Origin of the sequence: Xenorhabdus indica (genome assembly GCF_014467235.1) — a bacterium.
Lineage (GTDB): Bacteria > Pseudomonadota > Gammaproteobacteria > Enterobacterales > Enterobacteriaceae > Xenorhabdus > Xenorhabdus indica.
Map to the genome: position 1 here is coordinate 241,898 of NZ_NKHP01000002.1, position 17,341 is coordinate 259,238.

General features: G+C 44.4%; 15 protein-coding genes and 1 riboswitch. Of the genes, 6 read left to right on the plus strand and 9 right to left on the minus strand.

Annotated elements, in window-relative coordinates; genetic code table 11:
• On the minus strand, positions 1 to 777 hold the full coding sequence (gene ygiD, locus Xind_RS02705) for a 4,5-DOPA-extradiol-dioxygenase (RefSeq protein ID WP_047679299.1): 777 nt from the start codon (positions 775 to 777) through the stop codon (positions 1 to 3).
• Positions 778 to 1,106: 329 nt separating this feature from the next.
• Positions 1,107 to 1,760 carry a 3,4-dihydroxy-2-butanone-4-phosphate synthase gene (ribB, locus tag Xind_RS02710; RefSeq protein ID WP_047679297.1) on the minus strand — a complete coding sequence of 218 codons (654 nt, stop codon included), beginning with the start codon at positions 1,758 to 1,760 and terminating at the stop codon, positions 1,107 to 1,109.
• Positions 1,761 to 1,880: 120 nt separating this feature from the next.
• Positions 1,881 to 2,128, minus strand: a riboswitch (FMN riboswitch).
• A 176-nt stretch (positions 2,129 to 2,304) separates the two neighbouring features.
• Between ribB and ubiK the strand changes: the two genes are divergently transcribed.
• Positions 2,305 to 2,583: a ubiquinone biosynthesis accessory factor UbiK gene (gene ubiK / locus Xind_RS02715; protein WP_047679293.1), complete on the plus strand. Its 279-nt coding sequence runs from the start codon at positions 2,305 to 2,307 to the stop codon at positions 2,581 to 2,583.
• 114 nt (positions 2,584 to 2,697) lie between these two features.
• Here ubiK and hldE read toward each other — a convergent pair whose 3' ends face one another.
• The 3 genes from hldE to Xind_RS02730 all read right to left on the minus strand — a co-directional run bounded on the left by hldE (position 2,698) and on the right by Xind_RS02730 (position 8,047).
• Positions 2,698 to 4,122, minus strand: coding sequence for a bifunctional D-glycero-beta-D-manno-heptose-7-phosphate kinase/D-glycero-beta-D-manno-heptose 1-phosphate adenylyltransferase HldE (gene hldE, locus Xind_RS02720; protein ID WP_047679291.1), 1,425 nt, complete (start codon positions 4,120 to 4,122; stop codon positions 2,698 to 2,700).
• Positions 4,123 to 4,218: 96 nt separating this feature from the next.
• Complete coding sequence (glnE, locus tag Xind_RS02725; protein WP_047679289.1) at positions 4,219 to 7,086, minus strand: bifunctional [glutamate--ammonia ligase]-adenylyl-L-tyrosine phosphorylase/[glutamate--ammonia-ligase] adenylyltransferase; 2,868 nt, start codon at positions 7,084 to 7,086, stop codon at positions 4,219 to 4,221.
• Positions 7,087 to 7,111: 25 nt separating this feature from the next.
• A complete protein-coding gene (locus Xind_RS02730) occupies positions 7,112 to 8,047 on the minus strand; it encodes a CYTH domain-containing protein (protein ID WP_047679287.1) in 936 nt (311 codons plus the stop codon).
• A gap of 328 nt (positions 8,048 to 8,375) precedes the next feature.
• Between Xind_RS02730 and Xind_RS02735 the strand changes: the two genes are divergently transcribed.
• Together Xind_RS02735 and Xind_RS02740 are read left to right on the plus strand one after the other, a co-directional pair.
• A complete protein-coding gene (locus Xind_RS02735) occupies positions 8,376 to 8,996 on the plus strand; it encodes a TIGR04211 family SH3 domain-containing protein (protein WP_047679285.1) in 621 nt (206 codons plus the stop codon).
• A gap of 30 nt (positions 8,997 to 9,026) precedes the next feature.
• The gene (locus Xind_RS02740) at positions 9,027 to 10,181 is read left to right on the plus strand and encodes a multifunctional CCA addition/repair protein (protein ID WP_187649416.1); all 1,155 of its coding nucleotides are present in this window, start codon (positions 9,027 to 9,029) and stop codon (positions 10,179 to 10,181) included.
• Here Xind_RS02740 and folB read toward each other — a convergent pair.
• Positions 10,178 to 10,531, minus strand: a complete 354-nt coding sequence (folB, locus tag Xind_RS02745; protein ID WP_156115322.1) for a bifunctional dihydroneopterin aldolase/7,8-dihydroneopterin epimerase — start codon at positions 10,529 to 10,531, stop codon at positions 10,178 to 10,180. The two genes, Xind_RS02740 and folB, sit on opposite strands and share 4 nt — an antisense overlap.
• Positions 10,532 to 10,639: 108 nt before the next feature.
• Here folB and plsY point away from each other — a divergent pair, with 108 nt between their 5' ends.
• Complete coding sequence (plsY, locus tag Xind_RS02750) at positions 10,640 to 11,302, plus strand: glycerol-3-phosphate 1-O-acyltransferase PlsY (RefSeq protein ID WP_047679279.1); 663 nt, start codon at positions 10,640 to 10,642, stop codon at positions 11,300 to 11,302.
• A gap of 187 nt (positions 11,303 to 11,489) precedes the next feature.
• A complete protein-coding gene (locus Xind_RS02755) occupies positions 11,490 to 12,527 on the plus strand; it encodes a zinc-dependent alcohol dehydrogenase family protein (RefSeq protein WP_047679278.1) in 1,038 nt (345 codons plus the stop codon).
• A gap of 159 nt (positions 12,528 to 12,686) precedes the next feature.
• Here Xind_RS02755 and Xind_RS02760 read toward each other — a convergent pair whose 3' ends face one another.
• From Xind_RS02760 to Xind_RS02770, 3 genes are read right to left on the minus strand one after another with little or no spacing between them, the layout of a single operon-like run.
• Complete coding sequence (locus Xind_RS02760) at positions 12,687 to 13,844, minus strand: DUF4056 domain-containing protein (protein WP_420856056.1); 1,158 nt, start codon at positions 13,842 to 13,844, stop codon at positions 12,687 to 12,689.
• Positions 13,841 to 14,992: a BamA/TamA family outer membrane protein gene (locus tag Xind_RS02765; RefSeq protein ID WP_187649417.1), complete on the minus strand. Its 1,152-nt coding sequence runs from the start codon at positions 14,990 to 14,992 to the stop codon at positions 13,841 to 13,843. The genes Xind_RS02760 and Xind_RS02765 overlap by 4 nt, the downstream gene beginning before the upstream one ends.
• Entirely contained in the window at positions 14,992 to 15,981 is a 990-nt protein-coding gene (locus tag Xind_RS02770; protein WP_187649418.1) for a hypothetical protein, read from the minus strand. The genes Xind_RS02765 and Xind_RS02770 overlap by 1 nt, the downstream gene beginning before the upstream one ends.
• 234 nt (positions 15,982 to 16,215) lie before the next feature.
• On the opposite strand from Xind_RS02770, the gene gntR reads away from it, so the two are divergent.
• Positions 16,216 to 17,157 carry a gluconate operon transcriptional repressor GntR gene (gene gntR / locus Xind_RS02775; protein WP_187649419.1) on the plus strand — a complete coding sequence of 314 codons (942 nt, stop codon included), beginning with the start codon at positions 16,216 to 16,218 and terminating at the stop codon, positions 17,155 to 17,157.
• Positions 17,158 to 17,341: the final 184 nt, after the last annotated feature.

The following is a 17,341-nucleotide window of genomic DNA, read 5'->3' on the forward strand; positions in this document are numbered from 1 at the left end:
TTATCCAAATTGGATTGTCAACATACTCAAAGAGCCGTCTTCAATACCTTCAACAGGCGTCGAAATTGGCTCTTTTTTATCCCATGTTCCCAACACATAGAAAAGTGGCAGAAAGTGTTCTGATGTCGGGTGAGATAACTTACCATCTTCTCTGTCCAGAGCCTGCAATAAAGGATGTGGTTCCTCAAGGCTGGTCAAATTTTCGCGCACAAACTGTTCAAAAGACAGAGCCCACGAATAAGGCTCAGCTCCCAACTGCTCTGCAAGCTGATTATGCACGACATTCCCGCTTCCTATGATCATAACGCCTTCATCACGGAGCATAGATAATTTCTTACCCATCTCATAATAGAAAGAAGTGGATTGATTACGATCTATACTCAGTTGGATAACAGGAATAGCCGCATCAGGATACATTTTAGCTAATATTCCCCAGGAGCCGTGATCTAAACCCCATTCTTCAAAATCCGTTTCGACCTCAATGGGTTCAAGAATATCCTGTACCAATACAGCCAGTTCAGGAAAACCTTTCGCTGGATATTGTTTCTCATGTAACTCTCTGGGAAAGTTGCCAAAATCATGGATAGTTCTTGGTTGGGCCATTGCTGTCACAGCAGTGCCATTTGTATACCAATGCGCAGAAATCACCAGAATTGCCCTTGGTGTGGGTAACTTTTGTCCCAATTCGAACCAGGAACGTGAATAACAGTTGTCTTCAATGGCATTCACTGGACTACCATGACCAATGAATAATGCGGGTATTCTCAGGAGACTCATTTTCGTCCCTCATGCGGCAAATCAAACATGATAGTTATGATAATGACAAAAAAATTATGGCAAGATTATGAAGCTTCGTCCTTGAATGTGACCAATCAAAAAATAATGGAGCACTTCAAAAATACTGAAAGGCCACAGGGTGTGGACTGCGGCCTTACAAGCGTACATGCGATATAACTGATATATTCTACCCCGTCCGACCCTTTATGCCGAACTATTTTTACCCCTCATCCGTCAATTTGCAGTTTTATTGGCTGTGTATTGAGAATTATGGGGTATTCCATGCTAGTTGGAAGGCAATTTCAGTAGAAAAAAACAACTATGCTGAGTCAGCTAACCGCTTTTTCCATCTTAATACGATAATCAACCAGATCGTCAATGGTGACCACTGGCATATCGTGCTGTTTTGCAAACTTAATAACCTCAGGCGCTCTGGCCATTGAGCCATCATCGTTTGTCAGTTCACACAGCACCCCGGCTGGTTTGAAACCCGCGAGTTTCATCAAATCAATCGTCGCTTCGGTATGGCCACGGCGGGTTAACACCCCCCCATTCTGTGCCCGCAGAGGGAAAACATGCCCAGGGCGATTCAGATCATTCGGTTGCGCGCCATCAGCTATGGCTGCACGAATGGTAGTAATACGATCTGCGGCAGAAACGCCGGTTGTTACTCCCTGTGCAGCTTCAATAGTGACAGTGAAAGCTGTCTGATATTGGCTGGAGTTGTTTTCGACCATCATAGGTAACTGCAATTGCTGACGGCGTTTTTCCGTCATACAAAGACACACAATCCCGCTGCCATGACGGATAGTTAATGCCATTTGTTCCACAGTCATAGTTTCGGCAACGAAAATCATATCACCTTCATTTTCACGATTTTCATCGTCCAGTACCATTACACCATGGCCTGCACGCAAAGCAGCTATCGCACGTTCGACACGTTCAAATGGCGTACCATAAGAAGAAAGTAGCGTCTGATTCATGGTAAAAAAACCTCTTTTAAAATGTATGGATTACCAGAATCAGGGCGATTTTGAGGAGTTGATATTGCTTAAAAATACAGCAATAAAAACAACAGACGAGCGCAAGCGCCCGGTTGATACTGTTATTCTCTCCCATCCGGACTATCACCGTCGGCTCCAGAATCACACTGGATCTGCTGACCTCTGTTTTATCCTCAGTTGTTATGATAATCAGTTACGAAAATTAGTTTCTGACAACCAATTTTTGACAACACGTTTCTATCAAAAAAGGATAATGACAAACAGAGCGCTCGCGGGCTTCATGAAATCACCAAAAGTCATTTCACTTTACCGCCGGTAGGGACTTTCACCCTGCCCTGAGATAAACAATTTGACTATAACGTTTATAATTCATCAGAGCAATCGACAAAAGCAAATATAAAACCGATCTCTCAATCAATTGTGCTTTTGTCATCAGGTATTAAAATAGCAACAACACACTGTTTTGTTATTCATTTAACAGCCCTGTCATTTAAACAGCGCAGCCATTAAAAGGATGATCATCATGCTCGATCCCAAAAAAATTGAACAAATTGCCCGCCAGATCCACAGTGCTATGCCGAAAGGCGTAAAAGAGTTCGGTGATGATGTAGAGAAGAAATTGCGTACTATATTGCAATCCCAACTGAGTAAACTGGATCTCGTCAATCGTGAAGAGTTTGATATCCAGACTCAGGTATTACTGCGTACTCGTGAAAAATTGGTTAGTATGGAACAGCGCCTGAGTGAACTGGAAGCCCGTCTCGAAAGCCAACAACCAAGTGCTGAAAAGAAAGCGGAATAACGGTATTGAGGAGAATTGCTACAAGAGACAATTCTCCTGCTTATTCAGGCAATGCCGTTTATGTCATAAATTAAATAACGAAAGGAACATAACGGCATTATGATGCGGGTAATCTTACTGATTTTTAATTATTTTGATGATGTTGGTCGTTGAGATCCCATCTTCAAAGTTTAATACCTTCACTTCTCCACCAGCAGCCCAGACTTCTTTGCTACCGGCAATCTCTTCTGGCTTATAATCCCCGCCTTTGACCAGAATATCAGGCAAAATTCCCGCAATTAAGCGCTGTGGTGTATCTTCTTCAAATGCCACGACCCAATCCACCGATTCCAGCGCAGACAATACGAGCATCCGTTGTTCCAGTGGATTCACTGGACGTGTTTTCCCTTTCAGGCGCTTGGTTGAAGCATCACTGTTCACTGCCACGATCAGACGATCGCCCAGTTTACGAGCATTGGACAAATAAGATACATGACCCGCATGAAGAATATCAAAACAACCATTAGTCATCACAATACGCTCACCGCGCTGACGCGCCTGTTCGACGACTTCTTTCAGACGTGATTCATCCATCACACCAAAGCCCGTTTCTGCACGACCGCGTACTGCGTTTTCCAGCTCTACCTGAGACACAGTAGATGTTCCCAATTTTCCAACCACGACCCCGGCGGCTGCGTTAGCAAGATAACAGGCCTCCGCCAATGGCTTTCCTGCTGCGATTGCCGCTGCCAAAACACCAATCACTGTGTCACCAGCCCCCGTTACATCAAAAACTTCTTGTGCCTGCGTTGGTAAATGCAGCGGTGGCTGTCCCACACATAGCAGGCTCATGCCTCGTTCAGAGCGGGTGATCAACAGGGCTTTCAGCTCCAGATCCTGCACCAGTTGCGTGCCTTTCTGTACCAGCTCGTCATCATCTTTGCAATGACCAACCACAGCTTCAAATTCTGACATATTTGGTGTCAATAATGTTGCACCACGGTAACGTTCAAAGTCGTTGCCTTTGGGGTCGATCAAAACAGGAACACCTGCTTCATTCGCCAATTTAATCATTGCCTGAACCTGATTCAACGCTCCCTTGGCATAATCTGAAAGCACCAGCGCTCCGATATTTGGCAAGGATTGCTGGATTTTTTCCAACATTGGCTGTGCGTCTACGTTCTGGAACCCTTCTTCAAAATCCAGACGGATCAGTTGCTGATTACGGGATAAAATACGTAGCTTCGTGATGGTTGGATGCGTTGCCACAGGAACAAAATCACACTGAACTTTTACGCTGCTGAGTTTTTCGCTCAATGCCCGCGCAGCATCATCAATACCCGTCAATCCCACTAAATGTGAGTGGGCACCCAGTGACGCGATATTCATGGCGACGTTAGCCGCTCCTCCCGGACGCTCCTCAATGGTATCGACCTTAACGACAGGAACCGGAGCTTCCGGTGAAATGCGGCTGGTTGGGCCGTACCAATAACGATCTAACATGACATCGCCAACAACCAAAACACCTGCGCGGTGAAAATCAGGGAGTGCTACGTTCATCCCATGCTCCAAATATCAAAATAAATTGTTGCGGATATTACCATAACCAACCTAAATACCAGCAAGAACCTCAGAAAAAGCCTATTCCTCTCTGGTTTATTCTGCCCGATTAGCACCAAGCCACTTCTGCCAGCTATTGTGTACCCGTGTTTTCTGCTGGCTGAAACGTTCAACAGAGACACGATTGGATAACGCCTGCAAAGTAAGATGATGCAGTTCATTGCGCAAACTGATATAAGCCTGTGTTAATGCCACTGCTTCCTGTTTATCCATAATATTGTGTTCAGCCATGAGTTCAAAAATGCGAACATTATCAGACCAGCGGGTCAATTTGGCATTTTCCTGTGCATAACGCAGTACCTGATATTGAGCGATAAATTCAATATCAGTGATCCCACCGGGATCGGCTTTAATATCAAACTGGTCATGTTGATGACTTCCCAAATGTCGGTACATTTTTTCGCGCATCTCACGTACCTGCTGACGCAGTAGATCAGGATCACGCGGCATACATAAGGTTTCCCGACGAATGCGTTCAAAATCCGCCCGCATTTTTTCATCGCCAAATACCATACGGGCCCGAATCAGTGCCTGATGTTCCCACGTCCACGCTTCGTTTTTCTGATAATCATCAAAAGCCTCAAGAGTACTGACCAACATCCCTGATTCACCGGACGGACGCAAACGGGCATCAACTTCATACAACACACCCGACGCTGTTCGGGTACTGAACAAGTGAATAATGCGCTGAGCAAGACGCAAATAGAATTGACGGGCATCAATAGAACGAGCACCATCAGTCATTACACCCATCGGACAATCCAGTAAAAATACCAGATCCAAATCAGAACCATAACCCAGTTCCCAACCGCCCAATTTACCATAACCAATAATGGCAAAACCAAGCCCCTGACGCTGAGATAAATGCGTCGGTACACCATAACGTTTTACCATCTGATGCCAGGCCTGTTGGACTACCGCACCGATAATCGCTTCTGCCAGATAAGTCAGGTGATCACTGACTTTCATAATCGGCAGAGCTCCTGCTATATCTTCTGCGGCTATCCGTAATAATTGCGCCTGTTTGAATTGCCTCAACGCCTCCAGCAATTGTTCTTCATCATCTTCCGGGATGCGCAATAAATATTGATACAGTTCATCCCGATAAGCCTCCAGGGGCAAAGGCTCGTACAGCGAGGTAGGATCGAGTAATTCATCTAATAATAAAGGATGACGACTAAGCTGGCTGGCAATCATCGGAGAAGCGGCACACAGACGGATAACGTGGGTCATCACCTGTTCTGATTCCAGCATCAGCTCCAGATAAGTGGTTCGGCTGACAATACTGAGCAGCAAAGGAATAACCCGCTCCAACACAGTATTTGTATCTTCCCTTGCCCCCCTTTTCTTTGTCGCGATCTTTACCAAAAGGCGTGGCATCAAATGATCCAGCACATCACGCCCCCGTGGGCCAATGGTGCGTTTACTGATGTCGTGACGTAACAATGCAACCATATCGAGCATTTTTTGGGCTTCAGACTCATTCAGATGAGGAACAAGCACCATCAGTTCATCCCTGTTCAGGCTTTCCTGCCATAAACTTTTAAACGGTACATGTGCAGCTTCCTCATTATTTTCTTCCGCTTCATCTCCTATCAGGTGCTGAAAAATGTCCCGGACAGCAGACATTTTTTTTGCTGCTTCCACGACTAATTCATTCCAGTCAGCAAATCCCATGCCCCAGGATAAACGGGCACGATCCAGTTCATTTTCCGGTAAAGTTTGTGTCTGTTGATCACGAATAGATTGCAGCAGATTCTCCAACCGACGCAAAAACAGGTAACTTTCTTCCAGTTTCCTGACCTGCTCTGGCGTCAATAACGCCAATGTTTCGATGGATTTCAGTGTCAGTAATAATGAGCGGGATTGCAGGCTGGGTTCTCGACCTCCACGAATCAATTGAAATACCTGCGTGATAAATTCAATTTCCCGTATCCCTCCCGCCCCCAGTTTAATATTGTCTTTTAAACCCCGTCGGCGCACTTCCCGTTCAATCATGCCTTTCATATTGCGTAAAGATTGGATCACGCTGAAATCAATGTAACGACGAAATATAAATGGCCTCAACATTTGACGTAGTTCATAACAATATGCCTGATCATCAGGCCCCAAAATCCGGGCCTTTATCAAAGCGTAACGCTCCCAGTCCCGTCCCTGTTCCTGATAATAATCCTCCAGCGCCGGAAAGCTGAACACCAATGGCCCACTGTCACCAAACGGACGTAATCGCATATCAACACGATAAACAAAACCATCCACCGTCTGTTGATCCAATACCTTGATAAGTTTCTGACCCAATCGGGTAAAAAACTGGGAGTTATCCATCTCGCGGCGACCACCTTGTGTCACCCCATTTTCTGGATACGCAAAAATCAGATCGATATCAGAGGAAAAATTAAGTTCTCCTCCTCCCAATTTCCCCATGCCAAGGATCAACAACGGCTGCGTTACACCCGCTTGATCAGTCGGTGTTCCCCAATCCTGACAACAATGCCGATACAACCAATCGCGGGCAGCGATAATCAAACTTTCAGCTAACACACTTAACTGTTGCAGCGTTTGCTCTGTCGTGCTTATTTGCAGCGCTTGCAACCATGCGATTCTCACCAGCATCTTGTGACGAAAAAGACGCAGAGCCCGCATCAGTGAATTTTCATCACCAACCACTGACAAAGTCTGATTCAACCAATCTGCGTAGTGTTGCCACTCATCAGGCTGAGGGGGATTCTGACGCATTTCAACCAACCATGCAGGATGTGACAGTATGTTTTCTGCGACAAAATCACTCAGTATCAATGCTGCCTGTTCATGAGGTGCAAAGACTTCTGTTGTTTCTGTCGCTTGCTGGAAATTCGCAATAACCTGTTGTAATCGTTGAGTTAAAATTGATGAAAGTGGCAACATAAGTCAGGTTTCCCTTTTTTAATTGTTATTGAGCCATCAACCACTGAGTCAACGCCAATTTGCATTGCAACCATTTTGCGCTGTAACACAATACTTCTGCATCATCGGTAGAAAGCGCCTCTTTTAATTCAGATAATAAACCCAGTGCCGGAACCGTTGCTCCTTGCTTTTCAGTCAGAAGTTTTACCCATTCCAGAGTCTGTTCTAATCCTGTTTTTCCTGCGGCTATTCCTGCCAGCCACTCTTCTTCCTGCGCCTGCCACTGCTCCAGAATTCCGGCAAGAAGAACAGATAACGGTTGCTGCCATTCGAGTGTTTCAGTTGTTTTTCCTTCCTCCCACTTGGCAGGAGATTTATGACTGGCAAGAGCATATCCCCGCGCAGCTTTACTCTTGTTCGCCAACCGCAAGCCACCCTGTATTGCCAGTTCATCTGCTAATAACAACACATCTGACACATTGCCTGTTTTCAACTCCAGTTCAAACTCACAAATTGGCGAGGTTCTCTCTCCAGCCCGGATTTCCCCCTGATCCAACACAACTTCAATTTCACTCTGGCCATAATTCACAACCCATTTTTCACGGCAAAAATTTGTACTGAACAACTCAGTCAATTGAGCCTGCAATCGGGTAAGGTCAGTATTCTCAGGCCAGATTTCAGCAGGAAAGCGAGCTAAATCCAGTTCTGGCTGCGGAAGAGGAACATTAAATTCCGGCCGCTGATGGAGACCTCCGATAACTCGCCCCGCTGTTTTGATAGTCATCTCATACTGTTCATCAAAACCACGGATACGTAATCCCATATCCCAACGGCGCAATTGATTATTCTGTGTTTCAAAGTAAATATTAGTTAAATGTTGTGGTGACGTGTAATGATTAGGAAGCTGAAACAACTGGTGACGAATTGCCAATATCGTTTCGGGTTTTACAGACAGTTTCAACTCTACCTCTATAGAACGCATATTTTTTCTCTCTCAATTAACACAGGGCGGATCATGTTTAATCCTAACCACCACTTTTTCAGGAACAGGAAAAATAAACCACAACTGTGTGTTATCTCAACAATGATTGTGTTATTTCAACAATGGCTGTGTTATCTCAATAAGAATTGTGTGACATCGCCAAGTAATCGTATTACTCCGGCAAAAAAACGCTAACAATGCCTGTATTCGGTCAGTTAAATGAGGATTCATTCTGGTTTACTGATTGCACCCGCAAACTTTACTCTTTACTATCAGTTTGCAACCCTATCAGTTTGTAACCCATACACCAAAAACAGTAGAAGACAGAATGCAAAAATTACATCGATTACTTATTTTATTACTCGGTCTTACACTTCCATTATCCGTGTATGCTGAGGAAAAACGTTACGTCTCTGATGAATTATCAGCTTACATTCGCAGCGGCCCCAGTAATCAACATCGCATTATGGGTTCATTAAATGCCGGTGCTGAGGTTATTCTGGTCAATCCAAAATCAGAGAATGGCTATTCACAAGTAAGGGATAACAAAGGGCGTACAAGCTGGATCTTAACCAGTGAGCTCAGCGCTATTCCTAGCCTGCGTGAACGCATTCCCGCCATGGAGCAGAAGATCAAAACTCTGACCGAACAATTGGCTAATATTGATAATAGCTGGAATCAACGCACCGCAGAAATGCAGAACAAAGTGGCGGCCAGCGATAAAATCATCAATGATTTAAAAACAGAGAATGCAAAGCTCCAGAGCAAGTTGACTGTAGCGGAGAAAAAAGTCGAAATTGCCAACTTACAACTGGATGATAAGCAAAGAGCCATTATTTTGCAGTGGTTCATGTATGGGGGTGCAGTTGCAGGTATTGGCTTATTGTTAGGTCTTGTACTGCCACATATCGTTCCACGTCGTAAACGCAAAGATCGTTGGATGAGCTGATTTAAAGGCGGTAAGTTTAAGGACACTAGAGTGAAAGTTTATTTGGTTGGTGGTGCCGTTCGTGATCAACTGCTGGATCTGCCGATTACAGAAAGAGACTGGGTTGTCGTTGGTGGCAGCCCGCAAGAGCTGTTATCTCAGGGATACCAACAGGTTGGAAAAGATTTTCCGGTTTTTCTGCATCCCAATACGCATGAAGAATATGCGCTGGCACGGACAGAGAGAAAATCCGGTCAGGGGTATACCGGCTTTACCTGTTACTCGGCTCCCGATGTTACTTTGGAAGAAGATCTGTTACGTCGGGATCTGACCATTAATGCCATTGCACAAACTCCTGAAGGCGAATTGATCGACCCTTATCACGGTACAGAAGATCTTAAATATCGTATCCTGCGTCATGTTTCGGAAGCGTTTTCAGAAGACCCACTACGTGTACTGCGTCTGGCACGTTTTGCTGCCCGATTTGCTCATTTAGGCTTTTCCATTGCGAAAGAAACGCAAACACTGATCTCTGCAATGACAGCGAGCGGTGAGTTATCATCGTTAACCCCTGAACGGGTTTGGCGGGAAACTGAAAAAGCACTCGCCTCACAATCTCCCCACGTTTATTTCCAGGTCTTACGTGATTGTGGTGCTCTGGCGCTTCTTTTCCCTGAAATCGATAATCTGTTTGGTGTGACTTCTATGACGAAGGATATGGGGATTCATTCTCTGAATATCCTGCAAATATCCACTCAACTGAGCACTGATATCGATATCCGCTTCGCCTCACTTTGCACTCACACCGGAAACAAACAGATTAAGCAGATGTGCGAACGGTTACGCATACCTAATTCAGCACGTGACCTTGCCGGTATCGTGGCGCAATATTATGACTGGGTACATACTGCTGAACAATTATCGGCAGAAAAATTGCTAATACTGTTCAATACCATTGACGCGTGGCGAAAACCTCAACGTATCGAGCAATTAGCTGTCTGTAGCAAAGCCGATGCTTTTGCCTGTACAGGGCTAAAAACGTCTGTTTATCCACCTGAAAAATATTTGCGGGAAGCCTTTGCGATTGCCAGTCAGGTTAATGTTCAACAGATCATTGCCCGTGGTTTTCAGGGGGCTGAAATCCGTACAGAGTTAGAGCGACAACGCCAACTCGCCATTACTAACTGGCAACAAAATCAGCATTAATTCGCTCTGCGTTCAATCATGACACCCACACTTTTTGCTTGTGCTACTGCGCCTGGTTTACTGACTTTAATTCTGACCCACGGCGCCTTAAACTGCTCCAGCAAAATATCAGCCACTTCTTCTGCCACACGTTCAACTAAAGCAAATCGCTGATTTTCCACATGCCGGATCACTGTTTCACTGACTTTGGCATAGTCCAGACAGTACTCAACATCATCACTGGAAGCTGCACGTTTATTGTCCCAACCTATTTCGATATCAAACACCAGCTTTTGCTTAATTGTTTGTTCCCAATCATATACGCCAATGGTAGTAATGACGCTTAATTGTTCAATAAATACGATATCCATCACGCCGTTTCTCCGTTTTTCGGTTCACCGGATACCACTTCCGGCTAAATGTGCGTATTATCCATTGTTATAGTAAAGAAAACGACCTTTATTCATTGGAGATATCTTATGAGTGCTATCGCGCTTGGTATGATCATCTTCGCGTATCTGTGTGGCTCTATATCCAGCGCGATATTGATCTGTCGTCTGGCAGGATTACCCGATCCCCGCCAGCATGGTTCCGGTAATCCGGGAGCAACAAATGTCCTGCGTATTGGCGGCAAAGCTGCCGCGCTGGCAGTACTGATCTGCGATGTATTGAAAGGCATGATCCCTGTTTGGCTGGCATATAAACTCGATGTTCAACCTTTTTATTTAGGCATTATCGCCATCGCTGCCTGTTTAGGACATATTTACCCAATCTTTTTCCATTTCAAAGGAGGCAAAGGTGTCGCCACCGCATTCGGCTCTATTGCTGCCATTGGTTGGGATTTAATGGGATTGGTTGCCGGGACATGGGTACTGACCGTATTATTGAGCGGCTACTCCTCATTAGGTGCAATCATTGGTGCCCTCGTCGTGCCTTTCTACGTCTGGTGGTTCAAACCGGAATTCACCTTTCCTGTCGCAATGCTTTCATGTCTGATACTTATGCGACACCATGATAATATCCAACGTCTCTGGCGAGGTCAGGAAAGCCGCATCTGGCAAAAACTGAAAAAGAAACAGGAAATGACAGATAAAGAGAAACTCCAGGCAGCTAAAGAAAAAGAAGAACAACAAGATGAGTGATACATACAGCCCCAACAAGGGGCTGTTTCTATCCTGTTTCACGCCTTCCAGAGATAACAAACCCCAAGGGCCAACTTGTGTATATTTGGCTCAGAGAACACCCTCGAAGACCGAAAACGTTATATATCTGCTAAACTTCAAACAACTAATAACATAAGTGACAACTATCACCTGTGAAGGGGGTTATATGAAAGCACTTGTTTATCACGGAGCCGGAAAAAAACTCTGGGAAGAAAAAGCGCCACCCCAACTCATCGAACCAACAGATGCTATCATCCGCATCGTCAAAACAACAATCTGTGGCACAGATCTGCATATCCTCAAAGGAGACGTTCCTACTGTCGAGCAAGGCCGGACATTAGGACATGAAGGTATTGGGATCGTTGAGTCAGTTGGAGAATCCGTCCGCAATATCAAGGTCGGTGATAAAGTGATTATTTCCTGTATCACCGTCTGCGGTAGTTGTATTCATTGTAAACGTCAGCTTTATGCGCACTGTAAAGATGGAGGCTGGATCCTGGGGCATAAGATTGATGGCACACAGGCAGAAAAAGTACGTATTCCCCATGCTGATAATAGTCTTCATCGCCTGCCGGATGGTGTCGATGAAGAAGCGGCCTTAATGCTGAGTGACATTCTGCCAACAGGCTTTGAAATTGGTGTTATTAATGGCAGAGTTCAACCCGGAAATACTATCGCCTTGATTGGTGCAGGGCCTGTCGGACTATCGGCACTACTGGCATCACAATTCTACTCTCCGGCACACATCATCATGATCGATAATGATGATAACCGTCTTAGCGTCGCTCAGCAGCTCGGCGCTAACACAATTATCAATCCGACACGACAAAATGTAGCAGAAATCATCAACAAACTGACTGGTGGCTTTGGTGTAGACGTTGCCATTGAGTGTGTGGGTATCCCTGCAACTTTCAAGATATGTCAGGACATCATTGCTGCGGGTGGGTTTATTGCTAATGTGGGAGTCCACGGTAAATCCGTCGATTTACATCTGGAAAATCTCTGGATCAAAAACATCACTATTACCACTGGACTGGTCAATACAAGCAGTACTCCCATGCTACTGAAAAGCATTCAATCCGGCCGAATCGCACCTGAAAAGCTGGTCACTCATTATTATCCATTGAATGAAATAGAAACCGCTTATGACGTATTTAGTCATGCGGCCCAAGAAAAAGCATTGAAAATCGTCTTGTCAGCATAATTGATATAATTGATATAGCAGGAGTGTAGTTAAGCTACACTCCTGCTCAATCCCCGCTTTGAGGTCGTCCAAAATTGGCTTTTAGGTATTACAGTTGCTTGAGAATTAGTATTTAACCTTATCTAGTCGTTATCTAGTCGGGAGATAAAACATAAACAGCTATTTATTATTCAACAACTGTTTCATGTCCTGTTTTTCAGCTTTTTCCGCCAGCATTGGAAAATCTTTCACTGTCCAATAGCGTTGTGGCACAGGTAGGTTTTTCATCTTATCCGTTGGCCATAACTGGAATTCTGCTAACTTATCCAGCGAGAAATGTTGATAATACTCAGGCAAAGAGAGACGTAAAGCAGACTTTTCTTTATCAAATGGCATTAATGGATAACGATCATCCTGGGTTTCATAGTTCCTGCGCAGCAACAGAAATTTTTTAGAAACACGCCGATAACTGTTCCACCATATACCATCAACCTCATCAAACATCTTTTTTGTACCTGCTCTATTGTAAGTACCCAGTTCATGTAATGCGATTGGCAGGATATTTGCGATAGCAACAGAGAATTGACTTACAGAAGATGCCTGACCTTGCAAAATCAGCGTCAGTGCCAATCTCGCGCCCAACAGATTGGAATAGAGATCTTCTGGGGAAAACGCCGAAACAGCTTCTGAGAATCCGGGAATAGACTGATAGCCGTACCATTGGGCAATTTCATGCCAGGCGGCTAACTGAAAAGCGAGTTTCGCGGCCAGGTAAGCACTCAGAGTATAACGTTCAGTGGTATCTTCCGGCGGTGTGAATGCAAAAAAGTGGATTTTACGCGCTGCAAGTTCATTATCCAGCGTCAACACCCACTCTTGCCCAAGATGAGCATAAATCTGGCTAAAGAAATAAAGGGTATAGTCTGCGGTATCTCTTACATGAGCAATATCAATAAACCCGCCTTTCTCGGTATATAGCAAACCGATTTTTTCATTACTGAACCCCAATAACGCAGCACTCGCTCCCAAAACACTATCGTTATAGTGGTGTTCTCCCAATTTTTCAGCTTCAACAATATTGTCGATACTATAGAGAGGAATAGGGATCCCCAATGCTTCTGCTTTCAGGTTGTAACCGAATACACAGCACGCTCTTAACCCCTCAGGAGGATCAAGAGGGCTCAGAACTGGCCAATCGGTTTCCGCCTGTTCTTGTGTGTCACTTCTGAGCATCGGCTCGACAGGCGTAGGTGTAACGGGGGCTGATTTACTTTGGCACGCTATCAACAGAAAACTTAAAAACAATGTTGCTAGAAACAGTGTTACCAATTGCTTCAAAATGCTTCTCCAACCTGAAAATAGAACCCGGTACTGTCTTTTCCGATACCAAAATCTAACCTGACGTTCATACGTGGTTTAAACTCAAAACGATAGCCCACGCCAATTGAAGGGAGCCAATGCCTGTTACCCAATTTTGAAGGGGTATCACTCAATGTTCCCGTACCTATCCAACCAACAATACCGTGGCGCCAGTCCAGCTTATGCCTTAACTCCAATTGAGTGGTGAAGATGTTTTTGTCACGATAGCGCCCTTCATAGTAGCCACGCATACGCCGACTATTTCCCAGCAGGGATAACTGGTTCCACGGTACATCACCTGCACTAAAACGGGCATAATTATCAAAGGCTAGCACAGTTTTTTCAGATAGCTGGTGATAAGTCGAAAACTGTAATTGAGTGATATGAAAATGATGATCTGCCCCTAATTCAGGGGAAAAATAGGTATAAATAAGCTCAATAGTTTGACCATGTTGAGGGTTAGGCAAAAAATCCCGTGTGTCATAACTAAAATATGCACTGACACCAGAACTTATGACAGAAGAACCACCAACGGACTGTGCAAAATATTTCTTCGCCTTAGCATCGGTGTCATTGGCATTGACGGATGAGAAATTCCAGCCTAATCCCATGTAGGTTGCATCAGCAACGCGATAAAGCACACGGGGGCGAATATCAAACTCCTGCGAGCGATAGCTTTCTTTATTGCGATTCTCCTTCCCGACACGATAACCTTGCCCCCAATAATAGGTAGGGATGTTATTGAGCGTACCGGAAATAAATAACCTCCATTGATCATTGGCAAGAAAATTGTAATTGGTAAAATTCAGGCCAAATGCACCCGTGGATGATCCAAAACCACTAAGCCCCAGAGAAGAATTTTGACTGATATGATCGCTACTGTCAGGGCGATAAAGCCCAACCACCGCCACGCCTATCCCCACACCCATTTCAGGCGTATAAAATGGGCCGGGCAACACCCCCCAGTCAATCTTCTTGCTGGCATCGAATTGATTACTGCCACCTAACTCTTCAAGCCAGCCATCAATTTTTTGCCGATCAGGCAAGATATCTGCGTAAACTGATGTGGCTGTAAAAAGAAGAAGGCTGGATATCACCAGCCTTTTGAGCGTCATAAGGTTCAACATTAAAAACGAAACTCACCAGAAACGTAGAAGCTGTTTCGGTTACCGAAGCCAACTTCAGATAATATATTGAAATTACGGGTGACTTCGAAACGAGCACCGACAGTGTTATTCCATTTATGGGCAAGATGTTGTTTGACGTCGAATTTGATGTCGGTCATGCCAGAAACCAAACTAAATGCTTCTGACAACTGAGGCGGGAGATCTAGATTACTGACATCACCTTTAAAACGTTGAGTAATGTCCTGATACATAGCACCAACCCATACCTGAACTTTGCTATTACCCTGACCAGTGAATAATGGTTTGAAAACAAATTCATAACCAATACGAGGTGTGACGACAAATGCACTGATATCACCGTCTAAAACATCCAGATTAGTACGTGTATAGTTAGCATCTAATGTGGCAAAGAACTGGTTATATCCACCAGCAACCGTTGCACCTCCGCCATAAGTTTTCCCTCTAAAATTCAGTTCGAAAGGAATATCTTTATAGGTATCAGCATCACCAAGGACAATAACTCTGTCCAAATTTGTGTGAGATTTACCTTTAGTTTTCCCATAAACACCATATACATTCAAAAAAGGTAAAACCCAAGTATCCAGTTTCAGTAAATGGGTTTCATTTCTGCTCCGAGTATCACCAGCATTAACAACAGTATTTTTTTCAAAAACTTTGAATATTGGATTAGTAAATCCAAACTTAATACTATCCACAATAACATTCTGGCGCAGGTTCATATAACCATAACTGACACCAAATGGCTCAGGAAGATCATAGCCTTTGGCACGAGCTTCATCCCCCCAAATCGGCAGAATACGCGATTCTGATTTTGCAGAGCGGGACAAACTACCATCGCTATTCGTTTGCGGTACACCAGATTCAGTCATCGTCAATGAAAACAGTGGGCGCTCATTTTCTGCATAACTGTATGAAGTTACAAGACAGAATGTAGCGGCTAACAATTTGCTGAAGTTAGTTAAGGTCATAATACACTCAAAGGAAAATGAAAGACTCGGCAGACTAGCATAAGCCATCTTATCCATTCTTAACTAAAAATGCTTATAAATTAATAAATTACTGAAAATATTTTAATGAGTGACTTTTATACAAATAATTTCAGACTGGTTATTTTTTACTCTGATAATTCTATCTGCTCTCAATAAATTGACTGGATCTGGGTAAGTAACTATTCCTGATATCTATACCAATCTAACTTCAAGATGCGTGTGATTTCTCCCCGCTTCGCGGGGAGAAATCAGGTTTCCGAAGCCTTAGGGAAACGGATTGCTGCGGCTTTGGATCAACTGGGTTACATTCCTAACCGTGTGCCGGATATTCTCTCCAATTCCACCAGCCGGACAATCGGGGTGCTACTTCCTTCATTAACCAACCAGGTATTCGCCGAAGTTATCCGCGGTATTGAACATGTGACAAACTGTCATGGCTATCAGACGATGCTCGCGCATTATGGCTACTCAGCACAGAAAGAAGAAGAGCGTCTGCTCTCCCTGCTTTCCTATAATATTGATGGCCTGATCTTGGCCGAACGAACACATACTCCCAAGACCCTGAAAATATTGGAAACCACGGGTATCCCCGTTGTAGAACTGATGGACAGTGTATCGCCTTGTCTTGATGTTGCTGTTGGTATTGATAATTTTGAAGCAGCACGTCAGATGACAGAATCCATGCTCGGACGTGGTTGCCAGAATGTTGTCTACCTCGGCGCCCGACAAAATGAAAGAACGTTGATCCGTTTAGAAGGATATGAAATGGCAATGCGCAGTGCAGGATTACAACCAAGAAAAGTGATGACACCTGCCAGCTCATCATACTCATTGGGAGCCCGACTCTTACAGGAAACTTACCTGAAATACCCAGATGTCGACGGCCTGTTCTGTACCAATGACGATATCGCAATTGGAGCAATATTTGAATGTCAGCGTCAGGGGATCAAAGTACCGGGAGACATCGCTGTAGCGGGTTTCCATGGACATGATGTCGGTCAGGTAATGACCCCCAAACTTGCCAGCGTATTGACCCCCCGTAACCAAATAGGACGCAAGGCAGCAGAGGCATTGCTTGCCCGTCTGAAGGGCGAAAAACCAGAACAAACCCTTATTGACGTTGGCTTTACACTTTCATTAGGTGAAAGTGTTTAATTTTTGTAGCTTAAAATGATATTTTCCCATCTTCAATTGCGATAGGCCTCACATTTTCCTTTTTTAGCAATCTTGATTGATTGCTCCCTGTCCTTTGCTACTGATAATGTTGCTAATAAATAGTTACCGGTAACATTTCACGGGTAATATTTCACAAAGAAAATATTGCAGTTCAATCACAAGG